Origin of the sequence: Acinetobacter sp. FL (assembly GCF_040744925.1) — a bacterium.
Classification (GTDB): Bacteria; Pseudomonadota; Gammaproteobacteria; order Pseudomonadales; family Moraxellaceae; genus Acinetobacter; species Acinetobacter radioresistens.
Map to the genome: position 1 here is coordinate 258,106 of NZ_CP160437.1, position 26,852 is coordinate 284,957.

General features: G+C 45.0%; 23 protein-coding genes and 3 tRNA genes. 10 read left to right on the forward strand and 16 right to left on the reverse strand.

What is annotated here, in order from left to right:
- Position 1 precedes the first annotated feature (1 nt).
- On the forward strand, positions 2 to 937 hold the full coding sequence (locus tag ABZP31_RS01195) for a DMT family transporter (RefSeq protein WP_101235097.1): 936 nt from the start codon (positions 2 to 4) through the stop codon (positions 935 to 937).
- Here the strand turns inward: ABZP31_RS01195 and coaE are convergent.
- Genes coaE through pilB form a run of 4 tightly spaced genes read right to left on the reverse strand, consistent with a single transcriptional unit; the run spans position 934 to position 5,372 of the window.
- The gene (gene coaE / locus ABZP31_RS01200; protein WP_005016991.1) at positions 934 to 1,545 is read right to left on the reverse strand and encodes a dephospho-CoA kinase; all 612 of its coding nucleotides are present in this window, start codon (positions 1,543 to 1,545) and stop codon (positions 934 to 936) included. The two genes, ABZP31_RS01195 and coaE, sit on opposite strands and share 4 nt — an antisense overlap.
- A 1-nt stretch (position 1,546) precedes the next feature.
- Positions 1,547 to 2,407 (reverse strand): A24 family peptidase, encoded by an 861-nt coding sequence (locus ABZP31_RS01205; RefSeq protein ID WP_248134768.1) that lies wholly within the window; start codon positions 2,405 to 2,407, stop codon positions 1,547 to 1,549.
- The gene (locus ABZP31_RS01210; RefSeq protein ID WP_248134770.1) at positions 2,407 to 3,633 is read right to left on the reverse strand and encodes a type II secretion system F family protein; all 1,227 of its coding nucleotides are present in this window, start codon (positions 3,631 to 3,633) and stop codon (positions 2,407 to 2,409) included. The genes ABZP31_RS01205 and ABZP31_RS01210 overlap by 1 nt, the downstream gene beginning before the upstream one ends.
- 29 nt (positions 3,634 to 3,662) lie before the next feature.
- Entirely contained in the window at positions 3,663 to 5,372 is a 1,710-nt protein-coding gene (pilB, locus tag ABZP31_RS01215) for a type IV-A pilus assembly ATPase PilB (protein ID WP_034672272.1), read from the reverse strand.
- 288 nt (positions 5,373 to 5,660) lie between these two features.
- Between pilB and tpiA the strand changes: the two genes are divergently transcribed.
- From tpiA to ABZP31_RS01260, 9 genes are all read left to right on the forward strand, one after another.
- Positions 5,661 to 6,455, forward strand: a complete 795-nt coding sequence (tpiA, locus tag ABZP31_RS01220) for a triose-phosphate isomerase (RefSeq protein ID WP_034672273.1) — start codon at positions 5,661 to 5,663, stop codon at positions 6,453 to 6,455.
- A gap of 10 nt (positions 6,456 to 6,465) precedes the next feature.
- Positions 6,466 to 6,795 (forward strand): preprotein translocase subunit SecG, encoded by a 330-nt coding sequence (gene secG / locus ABZP31_RS01225; RefSeq protein ID WP_017400668.1) that lies wholly within the window; start codon positions 6,466 to 6,468, stop codon positions 6,793 to 6,795.
- Positions 6,796 to 6,847: 52 nt separating this feature from the next.
- A tRNA-Leu gene (locus ABZP31_RS01230) sits at positions 6,848 to 6,932 on the forward strand.
- Positions 6,933 to 6,974: 42 nt separating this feature from the next.
- Positions 6,975 to 7,051 (forward strand) — tRNA-Met (locus ABZP31_RS01235).
- 86 nt (positions 7,052 to 7,137) lie between these two features.
- Positions 7,138 to 7,214 (forward strand) — tRNA-Met (locus ABZP31_RS01240).
- Between the two features lie 207 nt (positions 7,215 to 7,421).
- Complete coding sequence (gene rimP / locus ABZP31_RS01245; protein WP_005016981.1) at positions 7,422 to 7,946, forward strand: ribosome maturation factor RimP; 525 nt, start codon at positions 7,422 to 7,424, stop codon at positions 7,944 to 7,946.
- Between the two features lie 40 nt (positions 7,947 to 7,986).
- Positions 7,987 to 9,471 (forward strand): transcription termination factor NusA, encoded by a 1,485-nt coding sequence (nusA, locus tag ABZP31_RS01250; protein WP_248132750.1) that lies wholly within the window; start codon positions 7,987 to 7,989, stop codon positions 9,469 to 9,471.
- A gap of 10 nt (positions 9,472 to 9,481) precedes the next feature.
- Positions 9,482 to 12,208 (forward strand): translation initiation factor IF-2, encoded by a 2,727-nt coding sequence (gene infB / locus ABZP31_RS01255; RefSeq protein ID WP_005405706.1) that lies wholly within the window; start codon positions 9,482 to 9,484, stop codon positions 12,206 to 12,208.
- Positions 12,208 to 12,606: a ribosome-binding factor A gene (locus tag ABZP31_RS01260; protein WP_005016973.1), complete on the forward strand. Its 399-nt coding sequence runs from the start codon at positions 12,208 to 12,210 to the stop codon at positions 12,604 to 12,606. The genes infB and ABZP31_RS01260 overlap by 1 nt, the downstream gene beginning before the upstream one ends.
- 495 nt (positions 12,607 to 13,101) lie before the next feature.
- Here the strand turns inward: ABZP31_RS01260 and ABZP31_RS01265 are convergent, their stop codons facing one another.
- The 12 genes from ABZP31_RS01265 to ubiE all read right to left on the reverse strand — a co-directional run bounded on the left by ABZP31_RS01265 (position 13,102) and on the right by ubiE (position 26,806).
- Complete coding sequence (locus tag ABZP31_RS01265) at positions 13,102 to 13,521, reverse strand: Na+/H+ antiporter subunit G (RefSeq protein ID WP_005016970.1); 420 nt, start codon at positions 13,519 to 13,521, stop codon at positions 13,102 to 13,104.
- 9 nt (positions 13,522 to 13,530) lie between these two features.
- Entirely contained in the window at positions 13,531 to 13,803 is a 273-nt protein-coding gene (locus tag ABZP31_RS01270) for a monovalent cation/H+ antiporter subunit F (RefSeq protein WP_005016968.1), read from the reverse strand.
- The gene (locus tag ABZP31_RS01275; RefSeq protein WP_005405911.1) at positions 13,800 to 14,339 is read right to left on the reverse strand and encodes a Na+/H+ antiporter subunit E; all 540 of its coding nucleotides are present in this window, start codon (positions 14,337 to 14,339) and stop codon (positions 13,800 to 13,802) included. The genes ABZP31_RS01270 and ABZP31_RS01275 overlap by 4 nt, the downstream gene beginning before the upstream one ends.
- A 3-nt stretch (positions 14,340 to 14,342) precedes the next feature.
- Positions 14,343 to 16,151 carry a monovalent cation/H+ antiporter subunit D gene (locus ABZP31_RS01280; RefSeq protein WP_034672275.1) on the reverse strand — a complete coding sequence of 603 codons (1,809 nt, stop codon included), beginning with the start codon at positions 16,149 to 16,151 and terminating at the stop codon, positions 14,343 to 14,345.
- Complete coding sequence (locus ABZP31_RS01285; RefSeq protein ID WP_005016960.1) at positions 16,151 to 16,519, reverse strand: Na+/H+ antiporter subunit C; 369 nt, start codon at positions 16,517 to 16,519, stop codon at positions 16,151 to 16,153. Before ABZP31_RS01285 ends, ABZP31_RS01280 begins: the two co-directional genes overlap by 1 nt.
- A gap of 6 nt (positions 16,520 to 16,525) precedes the next feature.
- Positions 16,526 to 19,363, reverse strand: coding sequence for a monovalent cation/H+ antiporter subunit A (locus tag ABZP31_RS01290; protein ID WP_248134775.1), 2,838 nt, complete (start codon positions 19,361 to 19,363; stop codon positions 16,526 to 16,528).
- A gap of 332 nt (positions 19,364 to 19,695) precedes the next feature.
- Positions 19,696 to 21,048 carry an AAA family ATPase gene (locus ABZP31_RS01295; RefSeq protein ID WP_248134777.1) on the reverse strand — a complete coding sequence of 451 codons (1,353 nt, stop codon included), beginning with the start codon at positions 21,046 to 21,048 and terminating at the stop codon, positions 19,696 to 19,698.
- A gap of 16 nt (positions 21,049 to 21,064) precedes the next feature.
- The gene (locus ABZP31_RS01300) at positions 21,065 to 22,567 is read right to left on the reverse strand and encodes a UvrD-helicase domain-containing protein (protein ID WP_248134779.1); all 1,503 of its coding nucleotides are present in this window, start codon (positions 22,565 to 22,567) and stop codon (positions 21,065 to 21,067) included.
- Positions 22,568 to 22,575: 8 nt separating this feature from the next.
- Positions 22,576 to 23,358, reverse strand: a complete 783-nt coding sequence (gene hisIE / locus ABZP31_RS01305) for a bifunctional phosphoribosyl-AMP cyclohydrolase/phosphoribosyl-ATP diphosphatase HisIE (protein ID WP_248134782.1) — start codon at positions 23,356 to 23,358, stop codon at positions 22,576 to 22,578.
- A 183-nt stretch (positions 23,359 to 23,541) separates the two neighbouring features.
- The gene (locus ABZP31_RS01310) at positions 23,542 to 25,161 is read right to left on the reverse strand and encodes an AarF/UbiB family protein (protein ID WP_248134784.1); all 1,620 of its coding nucleotides are present in this window, start codon (positions 25,159 to 25,161) and stop codon (positions 23,542 to 23,544) included.
- Between the two features lie 12 nt (positions 25,162 to 25,173).
- Positions 25,174 to 25,848, reverse strand: coding sequence for an SCP2 domain-containing protein (locus ABZP31_RS01315; RefSeq protein WP_106438952.1), 675 nt, complete (start codon positions 25,846 to 25,848; stop codon positions 25,174 to 25,176).
- A 13-nt stretch (positions 25,849 to 25,861) separates the two neighbouring features.
- Positions 25,862 to 26,806: a bifunctional demethylmenaquinone methyltransferase/2-methoxy-6-polyprenyl-1,4-benzoquinol methylase UbiE gene (gene ubiE / locus ABZP31_RS01320; RefSeq protein ID WP_034683429.1), complete on the reverse strand. Its 945-nt coding sequence runs from the start codon at positions 26,804 to 26,806 to the stop codon at positions 25,862 to 25,864.
- Between the last annotated feature and the right edge of the window lie 46 nt (positions 26,807 to 26,852).

Here is a 26,852-nt window from a genome sequence, read left to right on the forward strand (position 1 = left end):
TATGACTCCCCGGGTTCAAGGTTATCTGTTTGTGGCGATTACCATGTGTATCTGGGGCGGTTTTACTTTATTCTCCCGTTTAAATGCCCAGTGGCATATCAGTCCTTGGGATATTACGGCCTTACGTTTCGGTCTGGCCTTTCTCATTCTCATGCCTATTCTGCTGTATAAAAAAGATACGGCATTTTTATGGAAGAGACAGTCTGTTCTGTTGGCACTGATTGGCGGCTTAGGATACTGCTTAACAGTGTATACAGCATTTTTGTATGCTCCTGCTGCCCATGCCGCGATTTTTCTCAACGGTTGTATTCCACTGACCACTGCTGTAGCAGCATGGATTTTATTTAAACAGCCTTTTGATCAGCATACCTGGCTAAGTCTTGGCATTATGCTACTTGCTTTAGCTGTCATGAGTTATCTGATTTCACGCTCAAGCAGTCATGCATTTGGTATAGGAGATATCCTTCTATTTACCAGTGCCATCTGGTGGGGCGTATTTACTGTACTGCTCAAGCAATGGAAGCTGTCTGCGTGGCACTCTATGGCGAGCGTCGTAATTTGGTCAGCCCTTATCTATGTTCCAATTTACTTGTTATTTATACCTAAACATCTCAGTGAGCCAGAACCTCTGCATCTGGTTATCCAGACACTTTTCCACGGCGTTTTTGTGGTAATCATTGCTACCCTGACTTATGTGGCAGCCATTGAGCGTTTAGGGGCTTTTAAAACTGGAAGTATTGTAACTCTGGCACCTTTTATTGCAGCCTTGCTTGCTATACCACTGCTCGGCGAATCATTAAGTCTCTCTGTGCTTGCTGGATTAATCGGGATGAGTTTTGGAGCTTTACAGCCATGGCGCTGGTTCCGCAAAGATACTTTACAGGCGCAGCTGGAAAACCAGAAAAAAGGTTCTGGTTCAGACTCTCGCATCTCCTAATCTGCTTTTAGCTTTTCGGCCTTGATGAGGTAAAGCTGATGAAGAGGCTGTAATTGAGCATATAGATGTTCCAGGTGGCCATCATTGGTTACAATATCATGAGCGAGAGTCTGTTTTTGTGAGCGAGGCATCTGTGCGGCAATGATCTGACGGATCTGCTCCTCAGACTGCTGGTCACGCGCACAGGCACGCATAATCTGGATATCTTCGCTGGTATCGACTAAAAGTGTATGCTGGGCAAGTTCATGCTGATTGGTTTCAAATAAAAGAGGAGAAACCAGTATGGCATAAGGACTTTGGGCAGCCTGTAGCTGCTGGATTAACGCCTGGCGGATAGCAGGATGGGTAATTCCTTCCAGAGTCTGACGCGCTTCCGGTAGCTTGAAAATATGTTCACGCAATGCCCGCCGGTTTAACTCGCCATCTTCTTGTAACACCCAGTCACCAAAGGCATCATGAATTTGTGCCAGTGCTGGCTGGCCACGCTGTACCACTTCACGTGCTACTACATCGGCATCTACGACCTGTATACCTTGAGACTCAAACCACTGGCTGGCAGCTGACTTTCCACTGCCTATTCCTCCTGTTAACCCCAAGATAAATGTCATATCAGCCTCTCAGATAAATTTTCATAATTTGCTCACCCCATAAAAAAGCGATCCAGCCGGCAATCGCAATATAGGGACCAAAGGCAAAAGGCTGGTTTTCCTTGCGAATCTTGAGCAGTACGATACCAATAATTGCCCCGACTAAAGATGAAAGTAGCACAATTAAAGGCAGCATTAAAGGACCCATCCAGGCTCCGAGTGCGGCCAGTAACTTAAAGTCCCCGTATCCCATGCCTTCTTTGCCGGTGATGACTTTAAACAGGTAATATACAATCCATAAGCATAAAAACCCAATCACATAACCCCAAATAGCAGAGCTTGCCGAGGTATATAATGCATAACTGTTCAGAGCTAGGCCTAGGGCGGCAAGCGGCAGGGTATACCGGTCTGGAAGCAGTTGTGTATCAAAATCGATGAAGGTCAGGGTAATTAATGCCCAAGTCAGTAACAGACCAAATAGCATTTGCAGGGTAGGGCCATAGACAGCTACTACAATAAGTGAACACAGAGCAGTTAAAAGTTCAACTAGAGGGTAACGGATACTGATCGGATTCTGGCATTGACCACATTTGCCTCTGAGTAGCAGCCAGCTGACTAAAGGCAGATTCTGATACCAGCGAATCGGCGTATGACAGTTGGGACAGGTAGAAGCCGGATAGCTGAGCGTGAGTTTTGTTTCATCAATTAGGGGCTGATCTGGATGAAGCAACAACTGACATTCATTGCGCCATTCCTGCTCCATCATTTTAGGAGTGCGAAGAATAACGACATTTAAAAAACTGCCAATACATAGACTGAAAAGCCCAACCACAATGTAGAGCGCAGTCGGGTTATTACTTAATAAGGTAATTAATTCTTGCATTAAACAACTGAACCCATCTGGAAAATTGGCAGATACATGGCGATCACAAGGCCACCCACTAATACACCCAGAATTGCCATAATCAGGGGTTCCATCATGGAAGTCAGACCGTCAACGGCATTGTCAACTTCATTTTCAAAATGTGTCGCGACTTTATCTAACATGGCATCAAGGGCGCCCGATTCTTCTCCAATGGCAACCATCTGTACTGCCATAGGCGGAAAACGGTTAGAGGCACGCATAGCAAACTGAAGCTGCTGACCGGTTGCTACATCTTCCCGGATTTTCATGACAGCCTGCTCATAAATTACATTATTAGTTGCACCTGCAGTAGATTCCAGCGCATCAATAAGTGGTACGCCGGCTGCAAATGTGGTTGCCAGCGTACGGCTATAACGGGCAATAATTGCTTTATAGACCAGATCACCAAAAATTGGCAGTTTAAGAGCCATTCTGTCAAGCGCATCACGGAACTTCTGGCTCCGCTTTTTGGCTTCAAGAAAACCGAAAATAAGAACAGCAATTGCGATAATGAGAATAAACCAGTACTTCTGCATCCAGTTCGACATATTGACAACCATCTGGGTAAATGCAGGCAGATCTGCACCAAATGAGCTAAACAGGTCCTGGAATACCGGAACTACCTTAACCATCAGAATAATCGTTACAATCACCGCAACCACAATAACTGTGGCGGGATATTTCATCGCCTTTTTAATTTTCTGCTTGAGAAGTTCACTCTTTTCTTTATAGATGGCCACCCGGTCGAGCATGGTCTCAAGTGCACCAGACTGTTCACCAGATTCGACCAGTGAGCAGAACAGGTTATCAAAATATTGGGGATATTTACGCAGTGCACCGGCAAATGTATTGCCCCCTTCAACTTCAGCCTTAATACCCAAAACCACTTCACGCATAGCCGGATTTTCGAGACCTTCAGCGACAATTTCAAAGCCTTGTACAAGGGGAACACCCGCTTTCATCATAGTGGCCAACTGACGTGTAAAGATAGTGATATCTAGTGTAGAAACCCTTTTCTTCATCAAGCCTTCTAGAATATTGCGACGTTTTTCCCGAATGGTTTTGATAGTTATTCCTTGCTTGCGCAAAGTCACCTTAGCCAACGCCATATTCTTGGCTGTCAGCTCCCCTTTAACTTTAATTCCTTTACGGTCGACGCCGTCATAAGCAAAAGTCGGCATCATTTGTGCTTTTTTGACTGCCATTGCTTTATCCTTATTTTTAAATGCTGACTTTATTCACTGGTCACACGGTTAATTTCTTGTAAAGAGGTTACACCTTGCATGACTTTCTTCAGGCCAGAACGACGCAAGTTATCGAAACCCAGGCGTGCTGCTGTTGCTGCTATTTCAAGGGCGTTACCGTCTTCCATAATAATTTTTGAAATTTCCGGTGTAACTTTCATTACTTCATAGATACCCACACGACCCCGATAACCATCACGACATTCCGGGCAACCGACAGGTTGATAAACCTGAAAATCAGGGTTGGCCAAGTCATCTTCGGTAAAGCCCATCTCAAGCAGACTATTTCTAGGAATCTCTGCTGGTACCTTGCACTGGTTGCATAAACGTCGAGCTAGACGCTGTGCAATGACCAGATTAACTGAAGTGGCAATATTAAATGCTGCTACGCCCATATTTCTTAGGCGTGTTAATGTTTCAGGAGCGCTGTTGGTATGCAGGGTAGACATAACCATGTGACCGGTCTGAGCTGCTTTAATGGCAATCTCTGCTGTTTCCAAGTCACGAATCTCACCTACCATAATAATATCTGGATCCTGACGCAGGAATGACTTTAGCGCGGCAGAGAAGCTTAACCCGACTTTATTATTTACATTGACCTGGTTAATACCTTCAAGATTAATTTCTACCGGGTCTTCGGCAGTTGAAATATTGGTATCCTCACGGTTTAAAATATTGAGGCCTGTATAAAGCGATACGGTTTTACCGGAACCGGTAGGCCCGGTAATGAGTAACATACCTTGCGGCTTTTCTAAAGCTTCTATAAACAGGGCTTTTTGCTCGGGTTCATAGCCTAATGCATCAATACCCAGCATGGCGCTGGACGGATCCAAAATACGCAGAACCAGTTTTTCTCCAAATAGTGTAGGCAGTGAGTTCACACGGAAATCAATAGCTTTGGTCTTAGAGAGTTTTAATTTGATCCGGCCGTCCTGGGGAACGCGCTTTTCGGAAATATCCATCTGTGACATAACCTTTAAACGTGAAGCCAGTCGGGTGGCCAGCTGTAAAGGTGGTGTTGCCACCTGTCTTAACACGCCATCGACCCGGTAACGTACCCGGTAATATTTTTCATAAGGCTCGAAATGTAAGTCTGATGCACCAATACGAATGGCATCTACCAATAACTTGTTAATATATTTAACAATTGGAGCTTCTTCTTCCTGAGGCGCATTATCTTGACTGTCGTCCTCATCTAAATTGCTGGTTGAAACATCAATATTGAGTTCTTCATCACCAAAATCAAAATTGCTTTCTTCAGAAAAATTCTGCTCAATAGTACGCTGCAGTTTGTCATGCTCGACAATAACAACTTCAATATTCAGTTTACTGTTAAACCGGACAGCTTCTAAAGCTTCAATATTGGTGGGATTACTGGTAGCAACAAACAGAGTATGACCACGCTTAATGAGGGGCAAGACCCGATGCTTGAGTATCAGTTTCTCATCAACTACATCTCGTGGAATCTGGACAGTATCGTAAACAGCCAAATCGAATAAAGCTTCACCAAATTCAATCGAGATAAATTCTGCAATCAGTAAGGGTGAAAGCTTAAAATGATCGATCAGATAAGGCACGATATCCTGCCGGTTTCTTTTAGCAGTATCGACCGCATTCTGCATTTCAGCAGCAGACACGTGGTTATCCTCAACCAGACGGCGAATAAAACCGGAAAACTTTGGAGTAAAATTAACTGTCATTGTTTATTGCGCCTTTAAATGACCGACGATTTATAGATCTCTGTAAAATTATACTTTTGTTGCCGAAAAATACCACAGTTTAAATAAGGGCTCTGGTATGAAATCATGTATTTAACCTGAACAATGGCTATCTTTAGGAAGAATTTTCTATATAGATCGTCAGGACATATCACAGAACAATAAGCTTAACTTTAAAAGCCTAATAGCAGCAATGGAGTTACGAAATTTATCTTCAAATAGATGAATTCCGTGTAGAATGTGGTGCATTTTTGATGAAAGGTTAGAAGTATGTCGGGTTCGACAATTATTCCTTGGGTTGTTGGTAATTGGAAAATGAACCCAATGCACGCAGATGCCCAGCAACTCATTGAACAATTTAAGCAATTACTTATAGAACAGCATATCAGTCCTGAGCAATGTCAGTTGGGGATAGCGCCTGTGGCAATTGCGCTGACCTCTGCAAAACAGCAGCTTGGAAATGCTGCAAGTCCGGTGCATATAGTGGCACAAGATGTCTCACGTATAGCAGGAACTGGGGCGTATACCGGCGAAGTTAGTGCAGAGCTATTAAAAGACAGTCAGATTCACTGGGTGCTCATAGGTCATTCAGAGCGTCGAGAACTGTTGGGTGATGATCTAAAGATTTTAAAAGAAAAAATTAAAAATGCATTAAATGCGGGTCTGAAAATTATTTATTGTGTAGGGGAAAGCCTGGAGCAGCGTGAGGCAGGGCAGGCAGCACAAGTGGTATTGCAACAGATTTGTGACATTGCCGAAGTTGTACAGGCCGAGCAATGGCAAAATATCATGATTGCTTATGAGCCGATCTGGGCAATTGGTACGGGTAAGACTGCCTCTGCCGCAGATGCACAGGCCATGCATGAAAAAATTCGTGAAGCACTTTGCCAAATCACCCCGCTTGGCTCTAATATAGCCATCCTCTACGGTGGCAGTGTTAAGCCTGAGAATGCAGTAGAGCTAGCAGCCTGTCCGGATATTAATGGGGCACTGGTTGGCGGGGCTTCCTTAAACGCCGAGTCCTTCCATAAAATTGCTCAGGCATTTGCCCAAATAAAAGAATGAGGAGTTCGGCATGCATACGTTTGTATTGGTAATACATATTATTCTGGCTATTTTGATGATTGGACTGATCCTGGTTCAGCATGGTAAAGGTGCTGACGCCGGAGCTTCTTTTGGAGGCGGTGGTGCGGCAACCGTATTTGGTGCTTCAGGGTCTGGTAACTTCATGACCCGGCTCACCGCTATTTTAACTGCACTGTTTTTTGTAACCAGCCTAACCCTGGCAGTCTTTGCAAAAAAACAGACTACAGCTGCTTATAGCTTGCAAAGTGTACAAACCAGTGCGCCTGCGCAACCGGTTTCGCCTGAAACTTCACCAACTGCACCAAAAACTGGTGAATAATTTAAATTAAAGCTTTTCTTTTACTAGGGAAGCTACTAGAATGCGACCTGCTGCGGTGGTGGTGGAATTGGTAGACACGCTACCTTGAGGTGGTAGTGCCTTCGGGCGTGGGGGTTCAAGTCCCCCCTTCCGCACCAACGATAAACCAGATCGTTGATGCATGCAGCAGAAAACATTGATGCGGGATGGAGCAGTCTGGTAGCTCGTCGGGCTCATAACCCGAAGGTCGTTGGTTCAAATCCAGCTCCCGCTACCAATTCAATTGCAGTGTAAAGCAGTTGAGAGTTTCTTGTAAGTCAGATTGACTTTTTTTGAAATTCGTTTATAATTTTTGCACGTTGATGCGGGATGGAGCAGTCTGGTAGCTCGTCGGGCTCATAACCCGAAGGTCGTTGGTTCAAATCCAGCTCCCGCTACCAAGTTTCTAAGAGGGCTCACAAATAGGTGGGCCTTTTTGCACAGTGGACTTTAGTTTTCTGTGTAAAATATAGGGGCGATTGACGCCCTTTTTTATTGGCTATCGTGTAGTGTCGACATCAATTGGTCAAATAGTGATGCTTCACTATAACAGTCTGCATCGGTCAGAACGTACTGACCGGTTGAATGGCACGAGAAGACGAGAGTAAATGAAATTATCAAATAAAACCCAAGCCCTCCATGATTTAATTGCACCAGCGGTCGAAGCCTGTGACGTCGAGTTGTGGGGGATCGAATTCCTTCCTCAGGGCAAACGTTCTTTAGTCCGCATCTTTATTGATAAACCTGTAGATGAAAATGCAGAACCTGTACTGAATGAAGACGGTGAGCTGGAACAGGGCCGTGGAATTGGTGTGCAGGACTGTGTCCGGGTGACCCAGCAAGTGGGCGCAATTCTTGATGTGCATGATCCAATCTCAGGTGAATATTCACTTGAAGTCTCTTCACCAGGATGGGATCGTCCATTTTTCCAGCTTGAACAGATGTCGGCTTATATTGGTCAGCAGGTGGCTCTACGTCTGATTAGTGCTGTTGATAACCGCCGTAAATTTCAAGCTAAACTGGTGAGTGTGGACCTGGAGCAAGAACAGATTCAGGTAGAAGTAGAAGGCAGCAAGGTGCTCGAAATCGATAGCAACAATATCGATAAAGCAAATTTGATCTATCAGGACTAAATTAATTCCATTAAGAAGAATTCAATTTAATAGGTGACTTATGGGCCGTGAAATTCTTACCGTTGTTGAAACGGTCAGTAATGAAAAAGGTGTTAGTCGGGAAGCGATCTTCGAAGCTTTAGAGCAGGCGCTTGTTGCAGCGACGAAGAAAAAATTCTACGAAGGTACCACCGCAGAAGAAGCACGTTTACGTGTTGAAATTGATCGTAAGACTGGGGATTATCGTACATTCCGTCAATGGGAAGTGGTTGCAGATGAAGACCATGAAATGCCGGCATGTCAAGATGCGATTTCCGATGTAGACCCAGCAAAATGGTCAATTGGCGATATTCGGGAGCTGGAAGTCGAGTCAATTGAATTTGGCCGTATCGCAGCTCAAATTGCCAAACAGGTTATTGTACAGAAAATTCGTGAAGCAGAGCGTGCGCTCATTGCGGATGCTTATGAGTCTAAAGTAGGCGAGCTGATTTACGGTGAAGTGAAGAAGCAGACCAAAGATGGCTTTATCATTGATCTGGGAGATAATGCAGAAGCTTATCTGGCGCGTGAAGAAATGATCGCTAAAGAGATTTTGCGCCCAAAACAGCGGATCAATGCCATTTTGTACAGTGTAAACCGTGAAGGCCGTGGCGCTCAGCTTCTACTTTCGCGTGCCAAGCCTGAAATGCTGATTGCCCTGATGAAAAAAGAGATTCCTGAAATCTCTGAAGAAATCATTGAGATTAAAGCAGCAGCGCGTCAACCTGGTGTTCGTGCTAAAATTGCTGTAAAAACCAATGACCACCGTATTGATCCAGTGGGTGCATGTATTGGTATGCGTGGTACACGTATCCAGGCTGTTCAGCAGGAGCTCAACGGTGAGCGTATTGATGTTGTAGTGTGGTCTGATGATCCGGCCCAGTATATTGCCAGTGCCCTAGAGCCGGCTGATGTTTCTGGAATTGTACTGGATGAAGATACACATAGTGCTGATATCATTTTTGCGACCAGTGACCAGCTTGCACGTGCAATTGGTTCACAGGGCCAGAATGTACGTCTTGCTTCAGAACTTACCGGTTACAAGCTGGATATGATGCTGGAAGACGAATATCGTGCTCGCCAGCAGAATGAGGCACAGCAATATCTGGATATGTTTGTTTCACGTCTGGATATTGAAGAAGAACTGGCGATGGCACTGGTTGAAATGGGCTTTACTTCACTTGAGGAAGTAGCTTATGTACCGGCAGAAACCTTCGATGAAATCGAGCTGGATGCCGAACTGGTCGAATTATTGCAAAGCCGTGCCAAAGAAGCTGCTTTAGCGGATGCGTTAAAACAGCAGGAAAACATTCAAGATCCGAGTGAAGAACTTCTGAACATGGAAGGGATGACACGAGAGATTGCTTATTCACTTGCCGCTCGTGGTGTAGTGACTGTAGATGACCTGGCCGATCAGGCAACTGACGATATTGCTGATATTGAAGGTTTGGATGCTGCGAGTGCGGGTCAGCTCATTATGAAAGCGCGTGAATCATGGTTTAACTAGGAGGAAATATATGACGGACAAGTCGATTCAAGAGTTAGCGCTCAGCGTAGGTCGTCCTGTAGAAAAGCTCCTAGAGCAAGTTCGCGATGCAGGCTTACCACAGCGTCAGGCTGAAGATATTATTACTACCGAGCAGCAGGATGTACTAGTGAGTCATCTCAAAAAAGTACATGGGCAAGCGGATAGTGGCGTAGGAAAAATCACGTTGAAACGTAAAACAACTAGCACGGCTAAAGTGGCCAGTACCTCAGGTAAGGCGAAAACGATTAATGTAGAAGTACGTAAAAAACATACTTTTACTAAGCCGAACCCTGAACAGATTGCTGCTGAAGCGCGCGCTAAAGCTGATGCGCAAGAGCAGGCGCGTGCTGACATGATTGCACGTCAAAAAGCTGAACAGGCAGCGCGTCAGGAAAATGACGGGCAAAAACTTAGTGGTGAAAATAAAGCGAATGCAACATTGGAAGCAATGCGTGCAGCAGCTAAGCAGGAAACTGCGAAAAGCCCGCAAAAAGCTGAAGTGGTGGTGAAAAAACGCTCAACCAATAAGCCGATTGTTAAGCCGGTAGTCAAACCAACCGAGACTGCAGAGCAGCGTAAAGCACGTGAAGAGCAGGCAGCACAATTAAAAGCGGCTGAAGAAGCTGCGCGTCGCAAGGCTGCTGAAGAGGCACAACAGCGTACGCTTGAACAAATGCGTCAGATGGCTTCCAAATATTCAAATGAAGATGCCACCAAAACTATTCGTGTTGTAGATGATTCTCCACTCGCGGCAGGTCTGGTTGGTCAGGCATATGAAGATTCATTTGCTAAAGAAGACCGTGAAATCAAGCGGGGTACCAATACCAATAATACACGTTCACCGAAAAAAGGTGGTCGTCGTGGTCAAGAAGAGCAGTCATTTAACCAGAATCAGCATAAACGTGGTTTAAAAACCAGTCAGGCCAATAAACATGGCTTTGAAAAACCGGTTAAAAAGCAGGTTTATGATGTTGAGATCGGTTCAACCATCGTGGTGGCTGATCTTGCACAGAAAATGGCAGTTAAAGTACGTGAAGTGATCAAGTCACTCATGAAAATGGGTGAACTGGTAACTCAGAACCAGGCAATTGATCAGGAAATTGCTGCCCTGGTTGTAGAAGAAATGGGCCATAATCCGGTACTTGTTTCTGATACACAGGCGGAAGATAACCTGCTAGAAGCTGCTGAAGAGGCTCGTGGTGCTCAAACTACACGTCCTCCAGTCGTGACAATTATGGGTCACGTTGACCATGGTAAAACATCTTTGCTTGACCGTATCCGTCGCTCGAAAGTGGCTGCCGGTGAAGCAGGTGGAATTACCCAGCATATCGGTGCTTACCATGTGAAAACCGACAAGGGAATTATCACTTTCCTGGATACTCCGGGACACGCTGCCTTTACCGCAATGCGTTCACGTGGTGCACAGGCGACTGATATTGTTGTGCTGGTCGTTGCAGCAGATGATGGTGTCATGCCACAAACTGCAGAAGCAATTGATCATGCACGTGCTGCAGGAACACCGATTATTGTTGCAATCAACAAGATGGACAAAGAATCGGCTGATCCGGACCGCGTACTGAATGAATTAACCGCTAAAGAAATCGTGCCTGAACAATGGGGTGGTGATGTACCAGTTGCCAAAGTTTCTGCACATAGTGGTGAAGGGATTGATGAGTTACTTGACTTGATCCAGATTCAGGCAGAGCTGATGGAGCTCAAAGCTTCTGAAGAAGGTGCAGCGCAAGGTGTGGTTATTGAAGCGCGTGTCGATAAGGGCCGTGGTGCAGTTACTTCGATCCTGGTACAAAATGGTACGCTTAATGTCGGTGATCTGGTTCTTGCCGGTGCATCTTATGGCCGTGTACGTGCCATGACAGATGAAAACGGTAAACGGATTAAATCTGCAGGTCCTTCAATTCCGGTAGAAATTCTGGGTCTACCAGAAGCGCCAATGGCGGGTGATGAAGTTCTTGTGGTGAATGACGAGAAAAAAGCCCGTGAAGTTGCTGATGCCCGTATGGACCGTGAACGCCAAAAACGTCTTGAGCGTCAAAGTGCAATGCGTCTGGAAAATATCATGGCGTCTATGGGCAAGAAAGATGTGCCTGTAGTAAACGTGGTACTGAAGACAGATGTACGAGGTACTTTAGAAGCCTTGCATGTGGCGCTGGCCGATCTGGCTACAGATGAAGTAAAAGTACGTATCATTGGTTCAGGTGTAGGTGCAATTACTGAATCTGACGTGACACTGGCTGAATCTTCTGAAGCGGTACTACTCGGCTTTAATGTTCGTGCAGACAACACAGCACGTCAGAAAGCTGACATTGATGGAATTGATATCCGTTACTATAGCGTGATTTATCAACTGATTGATGATGTAAAAGATGCAATGAGCGGCAAGCTGGCTCCAGAACATCGTGAAACGATTCTGGGTGTAGCTCAGGTTCGTGAAGTATTCCGTTCAAGCAAGTTTGGTGCTGCTGCCGGCTGTATGGTCATGGAAGGTACGATTTATCGTAATAAACCAATCCGTGTACTGCGCGATGACGTTGTAGTATTCCAAGGTGAACTAGAATCTCTACGCCGCTATAAAGATGACGTAAACGAAGTTCGTGCGGGTATCGAATGTGGTCTGGCAGTTAAAGGTTATAATGACATCAAGGAACTCGATAAAATCGAAGTTTATGATGTTCAGCAAATCAAACGGAGTCTTTAATGGCGGGTAGTCAACGTCTGAAGCGTATGGGCGACAGTGTGCAGCGTGAGCTGTCTGAGCTGATCCGCCAAGAGCTGAAAGATCCACGTCTGGGTGGTCTGGTGACCATCTCGGCCGTGAAAGTGAGCCCAGATTTAGGTTATGCCGATGTGTATGTCACAGTTATGGGTCGTGAGTTATCTGATGACCAGAATGAACAGGCACATCAGCAGACACTTGAAGTTCTAAACAAGGCTTCAGGTTTCCTGCGCCAAGAATTGAGTCGTCGTATTAAGACACGCATTACACCAAGATTGCGTTTCCATTATGACAAGACTAATGCCTACGGCAACTATATGTTTGGGCTGATTGCTGAGGCAGTGAAAGACCTGCCTGAGCGTAAAGAAGATGAAGAATAATTTTTATTCTGAATTCTTTTAAAAAAATTTTTGGCAAAAAGGCGGGCTTTAAAGTCCGCTTTTTTTAATTGAAAAATTTATTTTATTTAAATTATTTATTGCGCTATTAAAGTAAAAATCTGACCTGATATTTATTACTGATCATTTAATATGAAATAAAAAGTTTGAACGTGAAGAATTAAAAAAGTTCTTTTATTACAGGTTCTACTCGTATTCTATAAAAGGTGGCTTCTGTTAAGCCAGAAATGAAAATTTTAGTTTATAAATTAGGCTCTTTAATTATTGGGCTGAACTTTATATCAATTATTTAATGATTGATTCCATAAATATTTTAATCTTTATCTAGCAATACATGCTTGGAAATTAAAAGCTCAGAATGTGGTTATAAATTTTAATAATCTATTTAATATGTGAGTAACTGATCTCAGGTCAAGTACCATCCTTGATCATGACCTGATGATTCAGCCAGATCCTTAATATTCTGAAATAGAATCATCAAGAATCTGGGGTGTTTTTTCTTCCTCTTCGACTCTCTCTAATCCGCTTGGTTACCCGGCGTCGATAACCTTCCCAAGGCAAGGGCCGGTCCAGTGCTTCCGGTACATCACCACTTCTAGAGCGTAAACGCAGATGGAGCGCAGCCTGTGCCATCAAATTAGCGGAAACAGGTGCTGTGATAAAAGCCAGCAAGGTGATTAAAATCTCAGCAAAACCAAAGCGGCCATGGAATGCCGAGAAGATGATACTGGCAATCAAGAAGCTACCTAAGCCCAAAGTACTGGACTTGGTCGGGGCATGCAGGCGCATAAATAAATCGGGTAAACGCACCATGCCAATGCCCCCAACCACCATAAAAAATGAGCCAACCACCAGGAAAAAAGAAACCAGTATTTCCATAATGAACTGTTCTTGCATTTCGTTCTCCTAGTCGATTACATGGCCACTGGTAAAATAACGGGCAAGTGCAACGGTAGAGACAAAACCCAGCATGGCCACCAGCAGTGCTCCTTCGAACAGGGAAGTGCTCATCCAGTAAATTCCGAGTACAACTACCAGACAGGTGGCATTCAGGAAAAATGTGTCCAGTGCAAGTAGCCGGTCAACTATGGATGGGCCTGTAACCAGGCGGTAGAGACACATTAACATCGAGACCATAATCGCGATCAGGCAGATTCCTAGTGCATAAGGTAAGATCATTCGATTTCTCCTTGAGCTGGCTCGACATTAAAGATGATTAGTAAAGGAGCTTCATAGCGTTGCTTGATAGTTTCAATTTCTTCCTCCTCACTTTCGGCACTTAAGGCATGGACTAGAATATCACCACGTTCCTGATCTATGCCCGCACTGACTGTTCCAGGCGTGGTAGTAATAATCATCGCCAGCAAGCTGTTAACCTGTTCGTGATCACTCTCTAGCGGTACCCTAAACCATTTTGGCTTAAGGTTGCGTGAGGGGCCAAGTACTAAAATGGCTACCTTGATATTGGCAGTAACAATGTCCCACAACACTACAAAAAACAGTTTTAAGGCCATACCCCAGTGAATATCCGGTGTACGAATAATAAAGGGCTGAACCAGTTTCGGTATAACAATACCCAGTAAAACTGCCATGGCCAGGTTGGCGGCATCGGCGCTATGTGCCAGCATGAGCCAGCTTAAACCTACCAGTATTGAAACAAAGGGATGTGGAAAACACCACTCTAAAACAGGTATTTTATGCATGGATTTCTTCATTAATTAAGGCTCCATGGGTTTAAGCTGTGCATCTTCCGGAACAGCAGGTTCCAGACTATGCTGTTGCTGAATTTGTCGCCATTTATATTCCGAGATGTGTCCACCTTCTAGTGTATTTTCACTGATCATAAATGGAATCAGATTGGCATTCCGGTCTTTATTCTCGCCGCCATATTTTGTTTCTGGTACATAACTGGCATCGTAAGGTTTAACACTGATGACCTGATTAAGCAGACCACGTTTTAAAATCGTATCTGTATAAGCCTGATCATTTTGAATCTGCAGTGCCGTATTATGGTTATAGCGCTGGATCGGTGCAGCAAAAACCACATAAAGGATCAGAAGCAGAAGTAACAGGTATAAGGTTTTATCATTACGTACTGGCGCTGTTTCAGGTAAAACCTTATACGCTTCGAAAGCAATTTCACGTGGGTCCATTTCTGGTGTAGTGGCTCGCCAGAACAGGATGAAGCCGACCCGGACAAAAGCAATAATACTGAGCAGGCTGACAATCAGCAGGCTTGCAATAATAATTCCCTGCTGCGGATGATTAGCGGTTGCCTGCAAAATAAATAGCTTGCCAAAAAAGCCGCTAAATGGCGGTAAGCCAGCCATCATCATACCAATGATCAGGTAAACCAGAGCAATGGTCTTGTCCTGTTTCATTTTTGGTGACACATCCAGATGATCTTTAAACTCGCCACGTTGCGAAGTTATCCAGCCACACAGCAGATAAAAAGCAGCACCAATCAGAGTACTGTGCACCAGGTAATAAAGAGCCGCAGACCAGGCTTCGGTATTAAACATCGAAATGGCAATCAGCAGAGTACCAATTGAAGATACAATCATGAAGCCTACGAAGCGTCGTAAGCGTTCAGCACCGATTGCTCCGATAGTGCCATAAATAGCAGTAATAATAGCAAGTGGTAGAAGCCAGCTTTTAAGTGCAGTCTGGGCAAAATAATCATCGAAAATAGTGCCATTTACTCGCAGGATGGCATAAATACCCACTTTGGTCATAATAGTAAATAGTGCGGCAACGGGTGTAGTGGCTACAGCATAGGTTTTAGGCAGCCAGAATCCGACCGGAAGTAACGCCGCCTTAATGGCAAATACGGCAAACAGAAGCAGGCTACCCGCAACTGCCAGTTGATGCTGATCTGGTGGTAATGAAGGTACAATTCGCGCTACATCAGCCATATTCAGACTGCCGACACTGCCATAAATAATTCCAAGTCCAATCAGGAATAGGGCAGAAGCCAACAGGTTAATCGTGACATAATGTACCCCAAGCTGAAAACGTGCTTTCCCCTGACCATGTAGCAGCAGTACATAAGAGGCCATGAGCAGTATTTCAAAGAATACAAACAGGTTAAATAAGTCACCCGTTAGAAATGCACCGCACAGCCCCATCAGCAAGAAGTGAACCATGGCATGAAAATAACGTCCACGGGTATCCCAGTCCTTGCTGGCATACCAGAGCAGAGGCACCGCCAGGGTATAGGTAAGCACTAGCATCATGGCAGATAACTGGTCAAGAACCAGAATAATGCCGAAGGGGGCGGCCCATTCACTTAAATTATAAACAGTAATGGTGCCTTGGCTGGCCTGTATAAAATAGCTGATGGCTGTAGCAAACCCGGCAAGTGCAGAAAAGTAACTGATACCGCGTCGCCAAGGCTGACGCCAGTCTTGCGCTAACTCTCCTGAGCCTGGATTTCCTAACAACAATAAGAGAACTGCTGTAAATAACGGAATCAAGATACTGAAAATTGGCGTATGAGCATGCCAGAAACTTAAGAAATCAGACATTATGGCTCATCCCCGCGCGCATCAAGATTGGGTGACGGGTCATCCTTAGCATCGACATGGTCAGTTCCTGATTCATAGCGACTACGCAGAGCCAGCTGTACAATAAAAGCAGTTGTCGCGAAACCGATCACAATAGCTGTCAATACCAGTGCCTGAGGCAATGGATCTGTGACTCTTACAGTCTGTGACAAAATTGCCGGAGCATTAAGCTGAATACGACCAGTTGCAAACAAAAACATGTTAACGGCATAACCAATAACTGCCAGGCCTAAAACCACGGGAAAGGTACGCGCTCTTAATAACAGATAGACCCCTGTAGCAACCAGTAGACCAATCGCAGAGGCAAGTAAGAATTCTAAACTGATCATGGATAATTACTCCCTTGGCATCGGTCCTGACATACTGGAATGTCTGGAGTCGCCTAATACAGAAATCATCAGCATGGTAGCGCCGACAACAGTTACATATACACCTACATCAAATGCCGCAGCAGAAGCTAAGTGCAGTTCACCTAGAACAGGTGGAGAAATATAAATGTGAGCACTGGTAAGAAATGGCCGTGCCCAGAACCAGGCAGCAATGCCAGTCAGACCTGCAATTAATAGACCCACACCAATCCAGACTTCGTAGAGGCGCCCGGAGCGGACTTTAAGCATCTGTTCAGTCTGGTCCTGACCCAAGGCTATGTATTGAATAATTAAGGCCATTGCGGTAATCAGCCCGGCAATAAAACCACCACCTGGATAATTGTGACCGCGTAAGAAGATATACAGACTTACCACCAGGGCAAGAGGCAATACCCAAGATGCTGTAGAGCGCAACATCAACGGTGAAGGGTTAAACCGGAAGGTCAGGCCTTGAGTCATGGTTGTGCCATGTGCTCGCATACCATCCATCAGACAGAGCACACCAATTGCCGCAATACCCAGAACAGTAATTTCACCAAAGGTATCGAAGCCACGGAAATCAACCAGGATGACATTCACTACGTTTGATCCGCCTCCAAGCGGCAGCGACTGCTGGAGGAAAAACCATGAAATAGATTCATGGTCACGGGTTAATAATAACCAGGTAATCCAGCCAATACCCAAGCCCGCTACAATGGCAATCACAGCATCACGCCAGCGCCGTGTCCGGCTTGATTCGTATGGTGTAAGCTGAGGCAGTAAACCCAGCCCCATCAGTAAAAGTACGGTGGTCACTACATCGACTGTAATCTGGGTTAATGCCAAATCAGGTGCCGAAAGTCCCACAAACACCATGGTGACGACTAGGCCAATAGCACCGCTGATAAGGACTGCCTTGATACGCTCATGATGAAACCACAGCATCATCCAGCAGGATGAAAACAGTAATAGCCATAAAACGATAGCAATAGCAGGTGCATGAGTAAGTTCGCGTGCTCCAGTAGTCAAGCCCTGATTAAATAAAGGCGTCATTACCAGTGCGATACTGAATAAGATGATCCAGAGCAGATAATTCTGTAATGACCCTGATTCAGTCTTGCGTTTAAGTCGACGTGAGTTGATTAGTAGGTATTTTAGAAAAAGATCAAACAGTACCCGGCCTTGTAATTTTCCAAGTTTTGGGTCCAGATCAATTGAGCGGATGCGACCATTTTTGGCTAAGCTAAAGTATAGTCCTGCACCGGCGGCCAGAGCGATGATACTCATAACCAGTGGCAAGTTGAACCCATGCCAGATGGCCAAATGAGCACCTTCAAATCCTGGTTGCATTAAACTAGCACGTGTAACTGAGTTAATAATATCTTCAACCAGTAAGGCTGGAGCTATACCTACTAAAATACATAAGATGGCCAGTAGTAACGCAGGTGCCCGCATTCCAAATGGAGGTTCATGTGGTGAGCGGTTTGGTACTGCTTTACTTATCGGTCCATCAAAGAACACACCATGAACCAGCCGGACAGAGTAAGCAACTGCAAATATTCCGGCTAGGGTCGCCATGATGCCAAAAATTATTGCAACAGGGCCTGAGAGATTAGCCAGTAGCTCTGTAAAGAACATTTCCTTAGACAAAAAACCATTGGTCAGGGGGACACCAGCCATTGCTGCAGCGGTAATCATGGTTAAGGTGCCGGTAAATGGCAGGAATTGCCAGAGACCACTTAATTTGCGTAAATCACGAGTGCCTGATTCATGATCAATAATTCCAGCAATCATGAACAATGCAGCTTTGAACGTTGCATGGTTAATAATATGGAAAATAGCAGCAGCAACAGCCAGCGGTGAGCCGATACCTAACAGGCAAACAATCAGCCCCAAATGGCTGATGGTAGAGTAGGCCAATAGACCTTTTAGATCTTCTTTAAAAATGGCAAAAAAAGCTGCCATGGTTAATGTAAACAGGCCAATAAAGGTAACAATATTATGATAAAGCGCAGCCCCCACAAAAATAGGTGCCAGTCTGGCCAGTAGAAAGATACCAGCTTTCACCATAGTGGCCGAATGTAAATAGGCCGAAACTGGGGTAGGTGCTGCCATGGCATTAGGTAGCCAAAAATGAAAGGGAAACTGGGCACTTTTCGTAAATGCACCGAGTAGAACCAGTAATAAGACTGGTACAAAAAGAGAATGGTGCTGTATCTGCTCCCGCATAGTTAAAATCTGGTCAATTTCATAAGTGCCAGTAATATGTCCAAGCAGAACAAAACCACCGAGCATTGCCAGTCCACCCATACCGGTAATCGTCAGTGCAATACGTGAACCACGCTGGGCGGCTTCATAGTTGCTCCAGTAACCGACCAGCAGGAATGATGAAATACTGGTCAGTTCCCAGAAGGTCACCAGAAGAATCAGGTTATTAGATAAAGAGATGCCCAGCATGGCTGCCATGAACAGCATGAGTAGACTGTAGAGCTTGCTGAGGGAGTTTTTAGGACTAAGATAGTAATAGGCATAAATATAAATTAAGGTGCCGATACCGGTAATCAGCAAGGCAAACATCAGTCCTAGTGCGTCAAGACGCAAACTCAGATTCAGTCCCAATTCGGGTAGCCAAGGCCAGCTTTCTGAAAAAACCTGACCATTTAAAATACTTTTTGCGTGAGTCAGTAATAAGCTAAAACTGGTTAAACTGACTCCAATCGCCCCTAAAGCTGTTACCCCGCGCGAGAATCTCTTCAGCCACGAGACAAGGGTGGTGCCAAGTATTAAAGGGAGCAGTATAATAATCGATAGCACACTCGTATCCATGTCATGATTAGGTCAAGACCTAAAGGTGAACCTTATCTTTCAAGGGTTTATAGGAGATCAATGAGATATCCAAAGCTTTAAATCTTGAAAGCCGAAACTTGTATGTAAATCAGAAAAGGACAAGTTGTATTGCGCAACTTGTAAAATGCTATAGCAAAACGATCAATAATCTTACTATAAAAAATTACGTAAAATTTGATTTTATTACACGAAAATAACAACATCAAAGACTTATGTGTTACGCCTGTTTATTATACGCGACTCATTCGTGATCCCAAGATTTTTTTCATATTGCTAAGGCAATTGCCTGTTTAATAGTTTCATGACCAAGTTTATTTAAAATCAGCATCAGATATAGGAAGTGAATAGGAACCGTTTTTTATCAAACGTAAAAGCTCTTCGTATTCTGTAGCTGAAAGTTGCTTAATCAGCTCAACAATCTGGGGCAAAGCCGAGCACGCTGCCTCATTTGTATTTGCTGAATCAGGTAATATTTCTTGTCCCTCTAAGTCCTGATAGAGAGTAGTGAAGCCAGCCCAGGTGGTACTTTCTGGCTTTTTATATAATTGCCTGTTGTCTAAACGCAGTGCGTATAAAGGATTGGTCTCCAGCAGTTCACTCTGGCTGGCAGTAGCAATAATTTGTAGCCTTGGAAAAGCCTGCTTCAAACCTTCAAGTATGTAGTGCGAGCTTTGTAAATCTAAATGTGCATCTATATTGTCAATCAGCAAAATACCTTCTCCTTCAAGACATGGATATAGACTTAGCGGGTTTAATAAACAAAGGCGGCGTACTATATCTCCGACTAGGGCAACCCAGGTTTTTAAAGTGCTGGAGAGCTGCTGGAACATCAACGTTTTTCCTGCATAGACGACCATCAGCTGTAATTTGGGCTGATACTCCAGATAAATCTCGGTTAATTCTGGTAAGACTGTCTGAAGGCTATGTTTTAAAGCAATGAGACAGGGTGCATAGAGCTGTGTCTGAAGCTGGGAGAGTCCATGCTGGAACTCTATAGTGGATGCATGATGTTGCTTGAGCAGCTCATGAAAAAGCTGGGTAGTCCGGGCATTTTCAACATCACTGACTTCACGTAACCATTCGAAAAAGCGTATAAAAGTGGTGAAGGGTACTGATACTAGATCGTATGCTGAAGCCGCTTGAAAAATAGTCGGAATATTTTTGCTCAGCAAATTGGTTTCATTGGTAAAACGCTCTGTCGGGTAATAGGCAATTAGCGGTAAACCCAGCATTGGATCCTGTCTGATCGCCTGCTGGTACAACATGGCCATCTGCTCAAGCTGCACAGTTTCAACTTTGCTGATGCCTGTACCTTGAGCATTAAGAGTTTTATACAATTGCCATGAACACAGAGACGAGCTTGTGGCTTGAACATTACTACTTTCAGCCAGGTTACCAATTTCGGCAGGTAGACTCACCTGTATATCGACTTTGGCCTGTAGCCGGTTATGCATGATATCCTGGTCCTGAATAACTACGCCTGCAGTTCTGAGATCTTTTAAGCGTGCAGGAAACCAGGTCAGTGCCTGATAGATATTTTTAAGGATTGATGTTTTGCCAGAAGCCTGATCACCAATGATCAGTGTTAGTGGCTGCTCATCAAGTTCCAGCTGTAGGTCAGTAAAATGGCTGATATGTTTTAAACGGACAGACTTGAGCTTCATATGCCCCCGGCATAAGTTAACCCACGGAGCGGCGCAAACTTTGAGGAGTCTTGAGCTTGAGCTGCTGGATCAGGTCATAGATGTGATGAATATTTAAGCTCACTTTAGCACGTGTACATGCGACATATAGTAATCTTAGCTCTTCATCACTGATTTTATGTTCCAGTCCATTTATTTTAAACTGGTAATCATCTTCAATATGGACACGGTTCCACTCCAGCCCTTTTGCCTTATGTGCAGTTGAAATCACATAATCAGCCTGTTCAATCGGGGTAATTTTGGCTAGTGCCCTCTTGAGTGGATCCGTACCATGATCATCCACCAGTTTGACCAGCGGTTTAATATCACTTCCTTCATTAGTTTCGCAATATTCGTGAACATCATGCCAAGAATTAAACCAAGCCAGTTCAGGCACATCGGTAACCCGCTTGCCCTGTTTAAGCAGGCTGGCTGCATCGACAAAACGATTCAGTTTAAGATGGTCAGCCTGTAAACTGACTTTATCTCCATGTACTAAACCGGCCAATAGCAGCTCCATCGCCCGGGCATTGGTCCGGCATAAGATAGCATCCCGCATTTTAATATGAGGCTTGTTAACTACGCTCGACTTTAGCTCAGGGTTTCCAAGAAGGGGCACAGTTTCATCTAATGCACCCAGCAGATAGTTCGCTACCTGTGCGATCTCGTTTCCAAAACGGAATGAGGTGGTAAGACGGGATTCTGGCAAGGGAAGCTGCTGCATGGCGTTAATAGCCCCGCGCCAGGCATAAATTTGCTGATGGGCATCTCCCACATAAATAACCTGGGTACTTTTCTGTTTAAGTAAAATTCCAAGCATCAGCGGATCAGCATCCTGAGCTTCATCAAAGAGGACATAGTCAGCTGGAATATACGGCTCAGACAAGGCCCAAAGCTTCAGGTAAATATCATGCCCGATACCTGCTTGATGATTAGGATCAATTGATTCTAACCAGCGCCGTTCTACCGCAGGATACAGATGTTGCTGTAGAGTAATAATATCATCTGCATGTAACCAGCTTGGAGCCTGAATATGCCGTGGTGCCGGATATTGCGAACTGGTTGAACAGAAAAAGCTGACTGCATTGGCAACCAGACTCGCCAGACGGCTGGGCATGAGTACATACTTCTCATAGCGTCCGCCCATTAAACGACGTAATGTAATAGGCTGTAGCCGGTATTCTTTAGCAATAAAACTGGGACTCAAACGTGGTAAACGCAGTTTATCCGTCACACCACGCGGTACGCTACGAAAAGCCAGCGAGTGAAAAGTACGGCAGTCGACATTACGGTGAAATTTTTGCTGTGCTTCAGCGGCAATTGCCTTGTTAAAAGCCAGATACATGCCACGCCTTTGTGGCATGGCATCGCTGATCATCTGTAAGGTTGTGGTTTTACCTGTTCCTGCATAGGCAATCACTTTAAAGGATTGGCCAAGACGGGCATTGTCTATGGCAACAGCCTGCTCATAAGTGGCTTGAGGTTTTTCTTGAATAGACACAAAACGCCTTAATGTTGACGGCTGGCTTTTTCAACCAGTCCGGATAAACCCTGGCGACGTGCCAGTTCATTGAGTACCAGTTGCGGCTCAAGATCAAAATAACCGAGCATTACAATAGTATGGAACCAGAGATCTGCTGTCTCATAGACCAGATCATTGCGATTGTCCTGGTTGTTTAATGCAGCGAAATCTTTTGCTGCAAGCAGGGTTTCTACACTTTCTTCACCAACTTTTTCCAGAATTTTATTTAAACCTTTATGGTAGAGTTTGGCGACATAAGATGAGTCAGGATCAGCTGCTTTACGCTCACGCATCATCCCACCCAGATAAGATAAAATCTCTACCTGTTCGGATTCAGCATTTGATGCAGACATCACGGCTGTATGCGTATTCTGTGTTTTCTTATTATAAATCTGCTCTGGATCTTTGAGCTGGGTATCTACAATTTCCCAGCCATTGGCTGTAAGTTTTCGATAGAAACAGGATTCACGTCCAGTATGGCAGGCAATTCCCCCGTGCTGTTCAATCTGCAAAATAATCACATCAGCATCACAGTCCAGACGGATTTCATATACAGTCTGAAAATGTCCAGACTCTTCACCTTTATGCCAGAGTTTCTGACGTGAACGTGAGTAGTACACAGCCTGCATTTTTTCAGCACTAAGGGCCAGAGCTTCGCGATTCATCCATGCCACCATCAAAACACGGCCAGTCTGATGATGCTGTGCAATAGCAGGTACTAAACCTTGATCGTTAAATTTTACTTCATCGAGCCACTGCAAATTATTCATGGATACATCACCGCAATAAAAGATGGAACCGGTGAAAAGACCGGCAGGAATTTTTATGAGGCTATAGTGTACGGCAAAGCAGGGAAGATAAGAACGTTATCCAAGAAAAAAACGACAGGATTAGACGCCATGAATATTTGATCCTATGGCGTCAGTCAAGAAAAACTAAAGCTGAATTTAAAATTATTTTACTACCCGCCATAAGGCTAAGAAGCTGGCAAACGCAATAAGCAAAACCGACAAATACCATGGCGCAATGATGGCTATACTGAGAAAAATAGCTATGAGGCTGCCGAAAATCCAGCTACGTCGCTGCTGGTGTTCCATTTGCAGACGCATACCCTGTAACTCACGCAGTTGCTTTTCATGCCAGGATGACTGGTTTTTTAGTCCATTAAGGCTGTCAATCAATAAGCTTGGTAAATCTTGTGCTCCCAGGAGCAGGTCTGGAATTTGCTGACCTATTTCCTTAATATTCTTGACGGGATGCATATTTGCCTTGATCCAGTCGGTCAGGATGGGTTTGGCCAGTTTCCAGATATCCAGCTGTGGATACAGGTCAGTACCCAAACCCTCCACGTGAACTAATGTTTTAAGCAAAAGCATCAGTTGTGGTGGAATTTCCAGATGGAACCTGCGGGCAATATCCATCACCTGAATAAGAATGCCAGCAAAGTCCAGTTGATCCATTGGCTTGGAAACCATTGGCCCGACAGTACGGCGCATTTCACGAGCCAGCGCATCCTGGTCCGTACCTGGAGGGATCCAGCCCGCCTGATGCACAATCTGGATCAGCTGCATAAAATTACTGTTCATCACGGCCAGCAGCATTCGTGCGACAGTCATCTGGTCATGTTTAGAGAGTTCACCCATAATCGCGCAGTCCAGTGCGATAAAGCGTGGATTCTGTGGGTTGATAGTTTCCACAAAGACATTGCCCGGATGCATGTCAGCATGGAAAAAGTTGTCACGGAATACTTGGGTAAAGAAAATGGTTAATCCCTTTTCAGCCAGATCGGCCCGGTCCATCCCCATACGGTCAAAGGTGGCCGTATCTGAGATTGGAACGCCCGTAATACGCTCTGCAACCATTACATCCGGACTGTCCATATAGACTTCCGGTACATACATCATGCTAGAGCCAGTAAAATAATGACGCATACGACGCGTATTATCAGCTTCCAGAGTAAGGTCGAGTTCGTTCAGGATAATCTGGCGATAATCCTGGATAATTTCAGATAAATGCAAGGCACGTGCTGCTTCAATCCGGCTTTCCAGCCAATGGCCCAGCCAGGCCAAAATTTCAAAATCCTGTAAAATCTGCACTCGGATATCGGGCCGGGTTACTTTAACGACCACTTCACGGCCATCATGCAAGGCAGCTGTATGTACCTGGGCAATTGAAGCAGCAGCCAGCGGCTGCTCGTCAAAACGCGCAAACAAGGTGTATATATCAGCCCTCAGGGATTGCTGGATTCTTGATTTAGCCACCTCAACTGGAAAAGGCTTGACTCTGTCCTGCAACAGCACCAGCTGTGCCAGAATCTCGGGTGGTATCAGGTCGCGACGGGTAGAAAGCAGTTGTCCCAGCTTGATTGCTAATGGCCCCATGTCTTCTAGGGCTTCTTTTAGCTTGAGTGAGTTTTTACGTTCTTTACTCGACCATGCAGCCGGATGCAGGCGGATTAAATTTAGTACAGGACGGGCTTTGACAGGTATTTCTTCCGCGGGAACCAGGGTGTCGAGTCTGTAATGGGCTGCGATACGCCAGAGTTCGAGTAAACGTGTAACGTGCGGAATCATAGAGAGTGTTACCTAGTCTTGTTTTTGGACTGATTGAGACAAAAGCTGAGCTTGAAGCTGCTGAAGACGCGCTTCTAGACGGTCAATATTCTGGTTAAGTTGCCGAGTAGAGTGATGTAGCTCATCCATTTCCCAGCGGCCTGCAAATAGCCCGCTATCTTCTTTGAGTGCATCTTCGGCAAAAAAGAAGTGGCTTTGCATTGAACGCTTTAAAATTTTAGGTGCAAGCTGGAGTTTGCCGAGCTCATGTGCCAAGGCCGGACCTATCCATGGGGAAAGATGTGCTGCCAGATCAGGCTCGGCCTGCTGAATAATACGCTGTAATTCCTGTAGCAAGCGATAATCACCTTGTACCGGAATATTACCGATCTCTTCTGTCAGAAAAAGTTTGGCCAGTTCAACTATATTTTCAACCTTTAAGGTTGCTGTCGCTTCACTAAAAGCATGTTCTGGATCAAAAGGACGCTGTTCAAAAACAGAAGACTGCTCCGGATGCCCGGTAATGGTTGGTTCCAGCCGTACCTCATCTTCATCAAAGCAGATATCTACAGACAGCTGCGGTGAAGCAATTACAACCCTTAGCATTTTGCCTTGTAGCTGGTTAAGCTGAATACGTGTCAGCGAATCCAGCTCAATCCAGTGATGAATGACACGCTCGATAGCACCCAGTGCTAAAATCGACCACATATCGTTCTACCTTTTAAAGTTTAAATCCACGGTGTACCGCAACAATACCACCTGTCAGGTTGTGGTAATCACAGTTTTGGAATCCGGCATTTTCCATCATTGTTTTAAGTGTACGCTGGTCCGGGTGCATACGAATGGATTCAGCAAGATATTTATAGCTTTCAGAATCATTTGCAACCAGTTTGCCCATAAGCGGCAGGGCAGTGAATGAATATAGGTCGTAGAGTTTTGAAAAAGGCTCAAATACCGGTTTAGAAAACTCCAGAACCAGCAGGCGGCCGCCCGGCTTAAGTACACGGTACATAGCTTGTAGCGCTGCATCTTTATCTGTCACATTACGCAGGCCAAAACTGATAGTCAGCAGGTCAAAGCTGTTATCTGCAAATGGTTCCAGTGTTTCAGCATTAGCAAGTACAAAATCGACATTAGTACAACCCGCATCTAGCAGACGGTCGCGTCCAACATTGAGCATGGATTCATTGATATCAGACAGAACAACATGACCAGTAGGGCCAACTTCACGGCTAAAAACTTTAGCCAGATCACCTGTGCCGCCTGCAATATCTAGTACATGCTGGCCGCGACGCACACCTGACATGTTAATTGCAAAACGCTTCCACAAGCGATGAATGCCGAAAGACATCAGGTCATTCATGACATCATATTTGCTGGCGACCGAATGAAATACTTCTGCAACCTTTTGTGCTTTGTCTTCAGCACGTACACTCTTATAGCCAAAGTGAGTCACTTCACCTACGTTACCGGTGTTGGCACCACGTGGCAGGTTATATTTAGGTACCTGTGTATTGGTTGAAGCATCAGTCAGCTGTTGTTGTAGGGATTGCTGCTGGCCTTGAGGCGCACCTTGCGGTAAAGGCTCGGTTAAGAACGGACTGACTTTCTCTGTATTGGATACCGACTCAGTGGCTGGGCTGGATGTAGGGTTTTCATTAGACATACGAGTCACTCCTGAACACAGAAATAATAAATCTTGCAGTAGGTTG

Excerpts from the sequence above, each read along its gene's own strand:
- ABZP31_RS01195 (WP_101235097.1), top strand. The coding sequence starts at position 2 with ATGACTCCCCGGGTTCAAGGTTATCTGTTTGTGGCGATTACCATGTGT.
- coaE (WP_005016991.1), bottom strand. The coding sequence starts at position 1,545 with ATGACATTTATCTTGGGGTTAACAGGAGGAATAGGCAGTGGAAAGTCA.
- ABZP31_RS01205 (WP_248134768.1), bottom strand. The coding sequence starts at position 2,407 with ATGCAAGAATTAATTACCTTATTAAGTAATAACCCGACTGCGCTCTAC.
- ABZP31_RS01210 (WP_248134770.1), bottom strand. The coding sequence starts at position 3,633 with ATGGCAGTCAAAAAAGCACAAATGATGCCGACTTTTGCTTATGACGGC.
- pilB (WP_034672272.1), bottom strand. The coding sequence starts at position 5,372 with ATGACAGTTAATTTTACTCCAAAGTTTTCCGGTTTTATTCGCCGTCTG.
- tpiA (WP_034672273.1), top strand. The coding sequence starts at position 5,661 with ATGTCGGGTTCGACAATTATTCCTTGGGTTGTTGGTAATTGGAAAATG.
- secG (WP_017400668.1), top strand. The coding sequence starts at position 6,466 with ATGCATACGTTTGTATTGGTAATACATATTATTCTGGCTATTTTGATG.
- rimP (WP_005016981.1), top strand. The coding sequence starts at position 7,422 with ATGAAATTATCAAATAAAACCCAAGCCCTCCATGATTTAATTGCACCA.
- nusA (WP_248132750.1), top strand. The coding sequence starts at position 7,987 with ATGGGCCGTGAAATTCTTACCGTTGTTGAAACGGTCAGTAATGAAAAA.
- infB (WP_005405706.1), top strand. The coding sequence starts at position 9,482 with ATGACGGACAAGTCGATTCAAGAGTTAGCGCTCAGCGTAGGTCGTCCT.
- ABZP31_RS01260 (WP_005016973.1), top strand. The coding sequence starts at position 12,208 with ATGGCGGGTAGTCAACGTCTGAAGCGTATGGGCGACAGTGTGCAGCGT.
- ABZP31_RS01265 (WP_005016970.1), bottom strand. The coding sequence starts at position 13,521 with ATGCAAGAACAGTTCATTATGGAAATACTGGTTTCTTTTTTCCTGGTG.
- ABZP31_RS01270 (WP_005016968.1), bottom strand. The coding sequence starts at position 13,803 with ATGATCTTACCTTATGCACTAGGAATCTGCCTGATCGCGATTATGGTC.
- ABZP31_RS01275 (WP_005405911.1), bottom strand. The coding sequence starts at position 14,339 with ATGAAGAAATCCATGCATAAAATACCTGTTTTAGAGTGGTGTTTTCCA.
- ABZP31_RS01280 (WP_034672275.1), bottom strand. The coding sequence starts at position 16,151 with ATGTCTGATTTCTTAAGTTTCTGGCATGCTCATACGCCAATTTTCAGT.
- ABZP31_RS01285 (WP_005016960.1), bottom strand. The coding sequence starts at position 16,519 with ATGATCAGTTTAGAATTCTTACTTGCCTCTGCGATTGGTCTACTGGTT.
- ABZP31_RS01290 (WP_248134775.1), bottom strand. The coding sequence starts at position 19,363 with ATGGATACGAGTGTGCTATCGATTATTATACTGCTCCCTTTAATACTT.
- ABZP31_RS01295 (WP_248134777.1), bottom strand. The coding sequence starts at position 21,048 with ATGAAGCTCAAGTCTGTCCGTTTAAAACATATCAGCCATTTTACTGAC.
- hisIE (WP_248134782.1), bottom strand. The coding sequence starts at position 23,358 with ATGAATAATTTGCAGTGGCTCGATGAAGTAAAATTTAACGATCAAGGT.
- ABZP31_RS01310 (WP_248134784.1), bottom strand. The coding sequence starts at position 25,161 with ATGATTCCGCACGTTACACGTTTACTCGAACTCTGGCGTATCGCAGCC.
- ABZP31_RS01315 (WP_106438952.1), bottom strand. The coding sequence starts at position 25,848 with ATGTGGTCGATTTTAGCACTGGGTGCTATCGAGCGTGTCATTCATCAC.
- ubiE (WP_034683429.1), bottom strand. The coding sequence starts at position 26,806 with ATGTCTAATGAAAACCCTACATCCAGCCCAGCCACTGAGTCGGTATCC.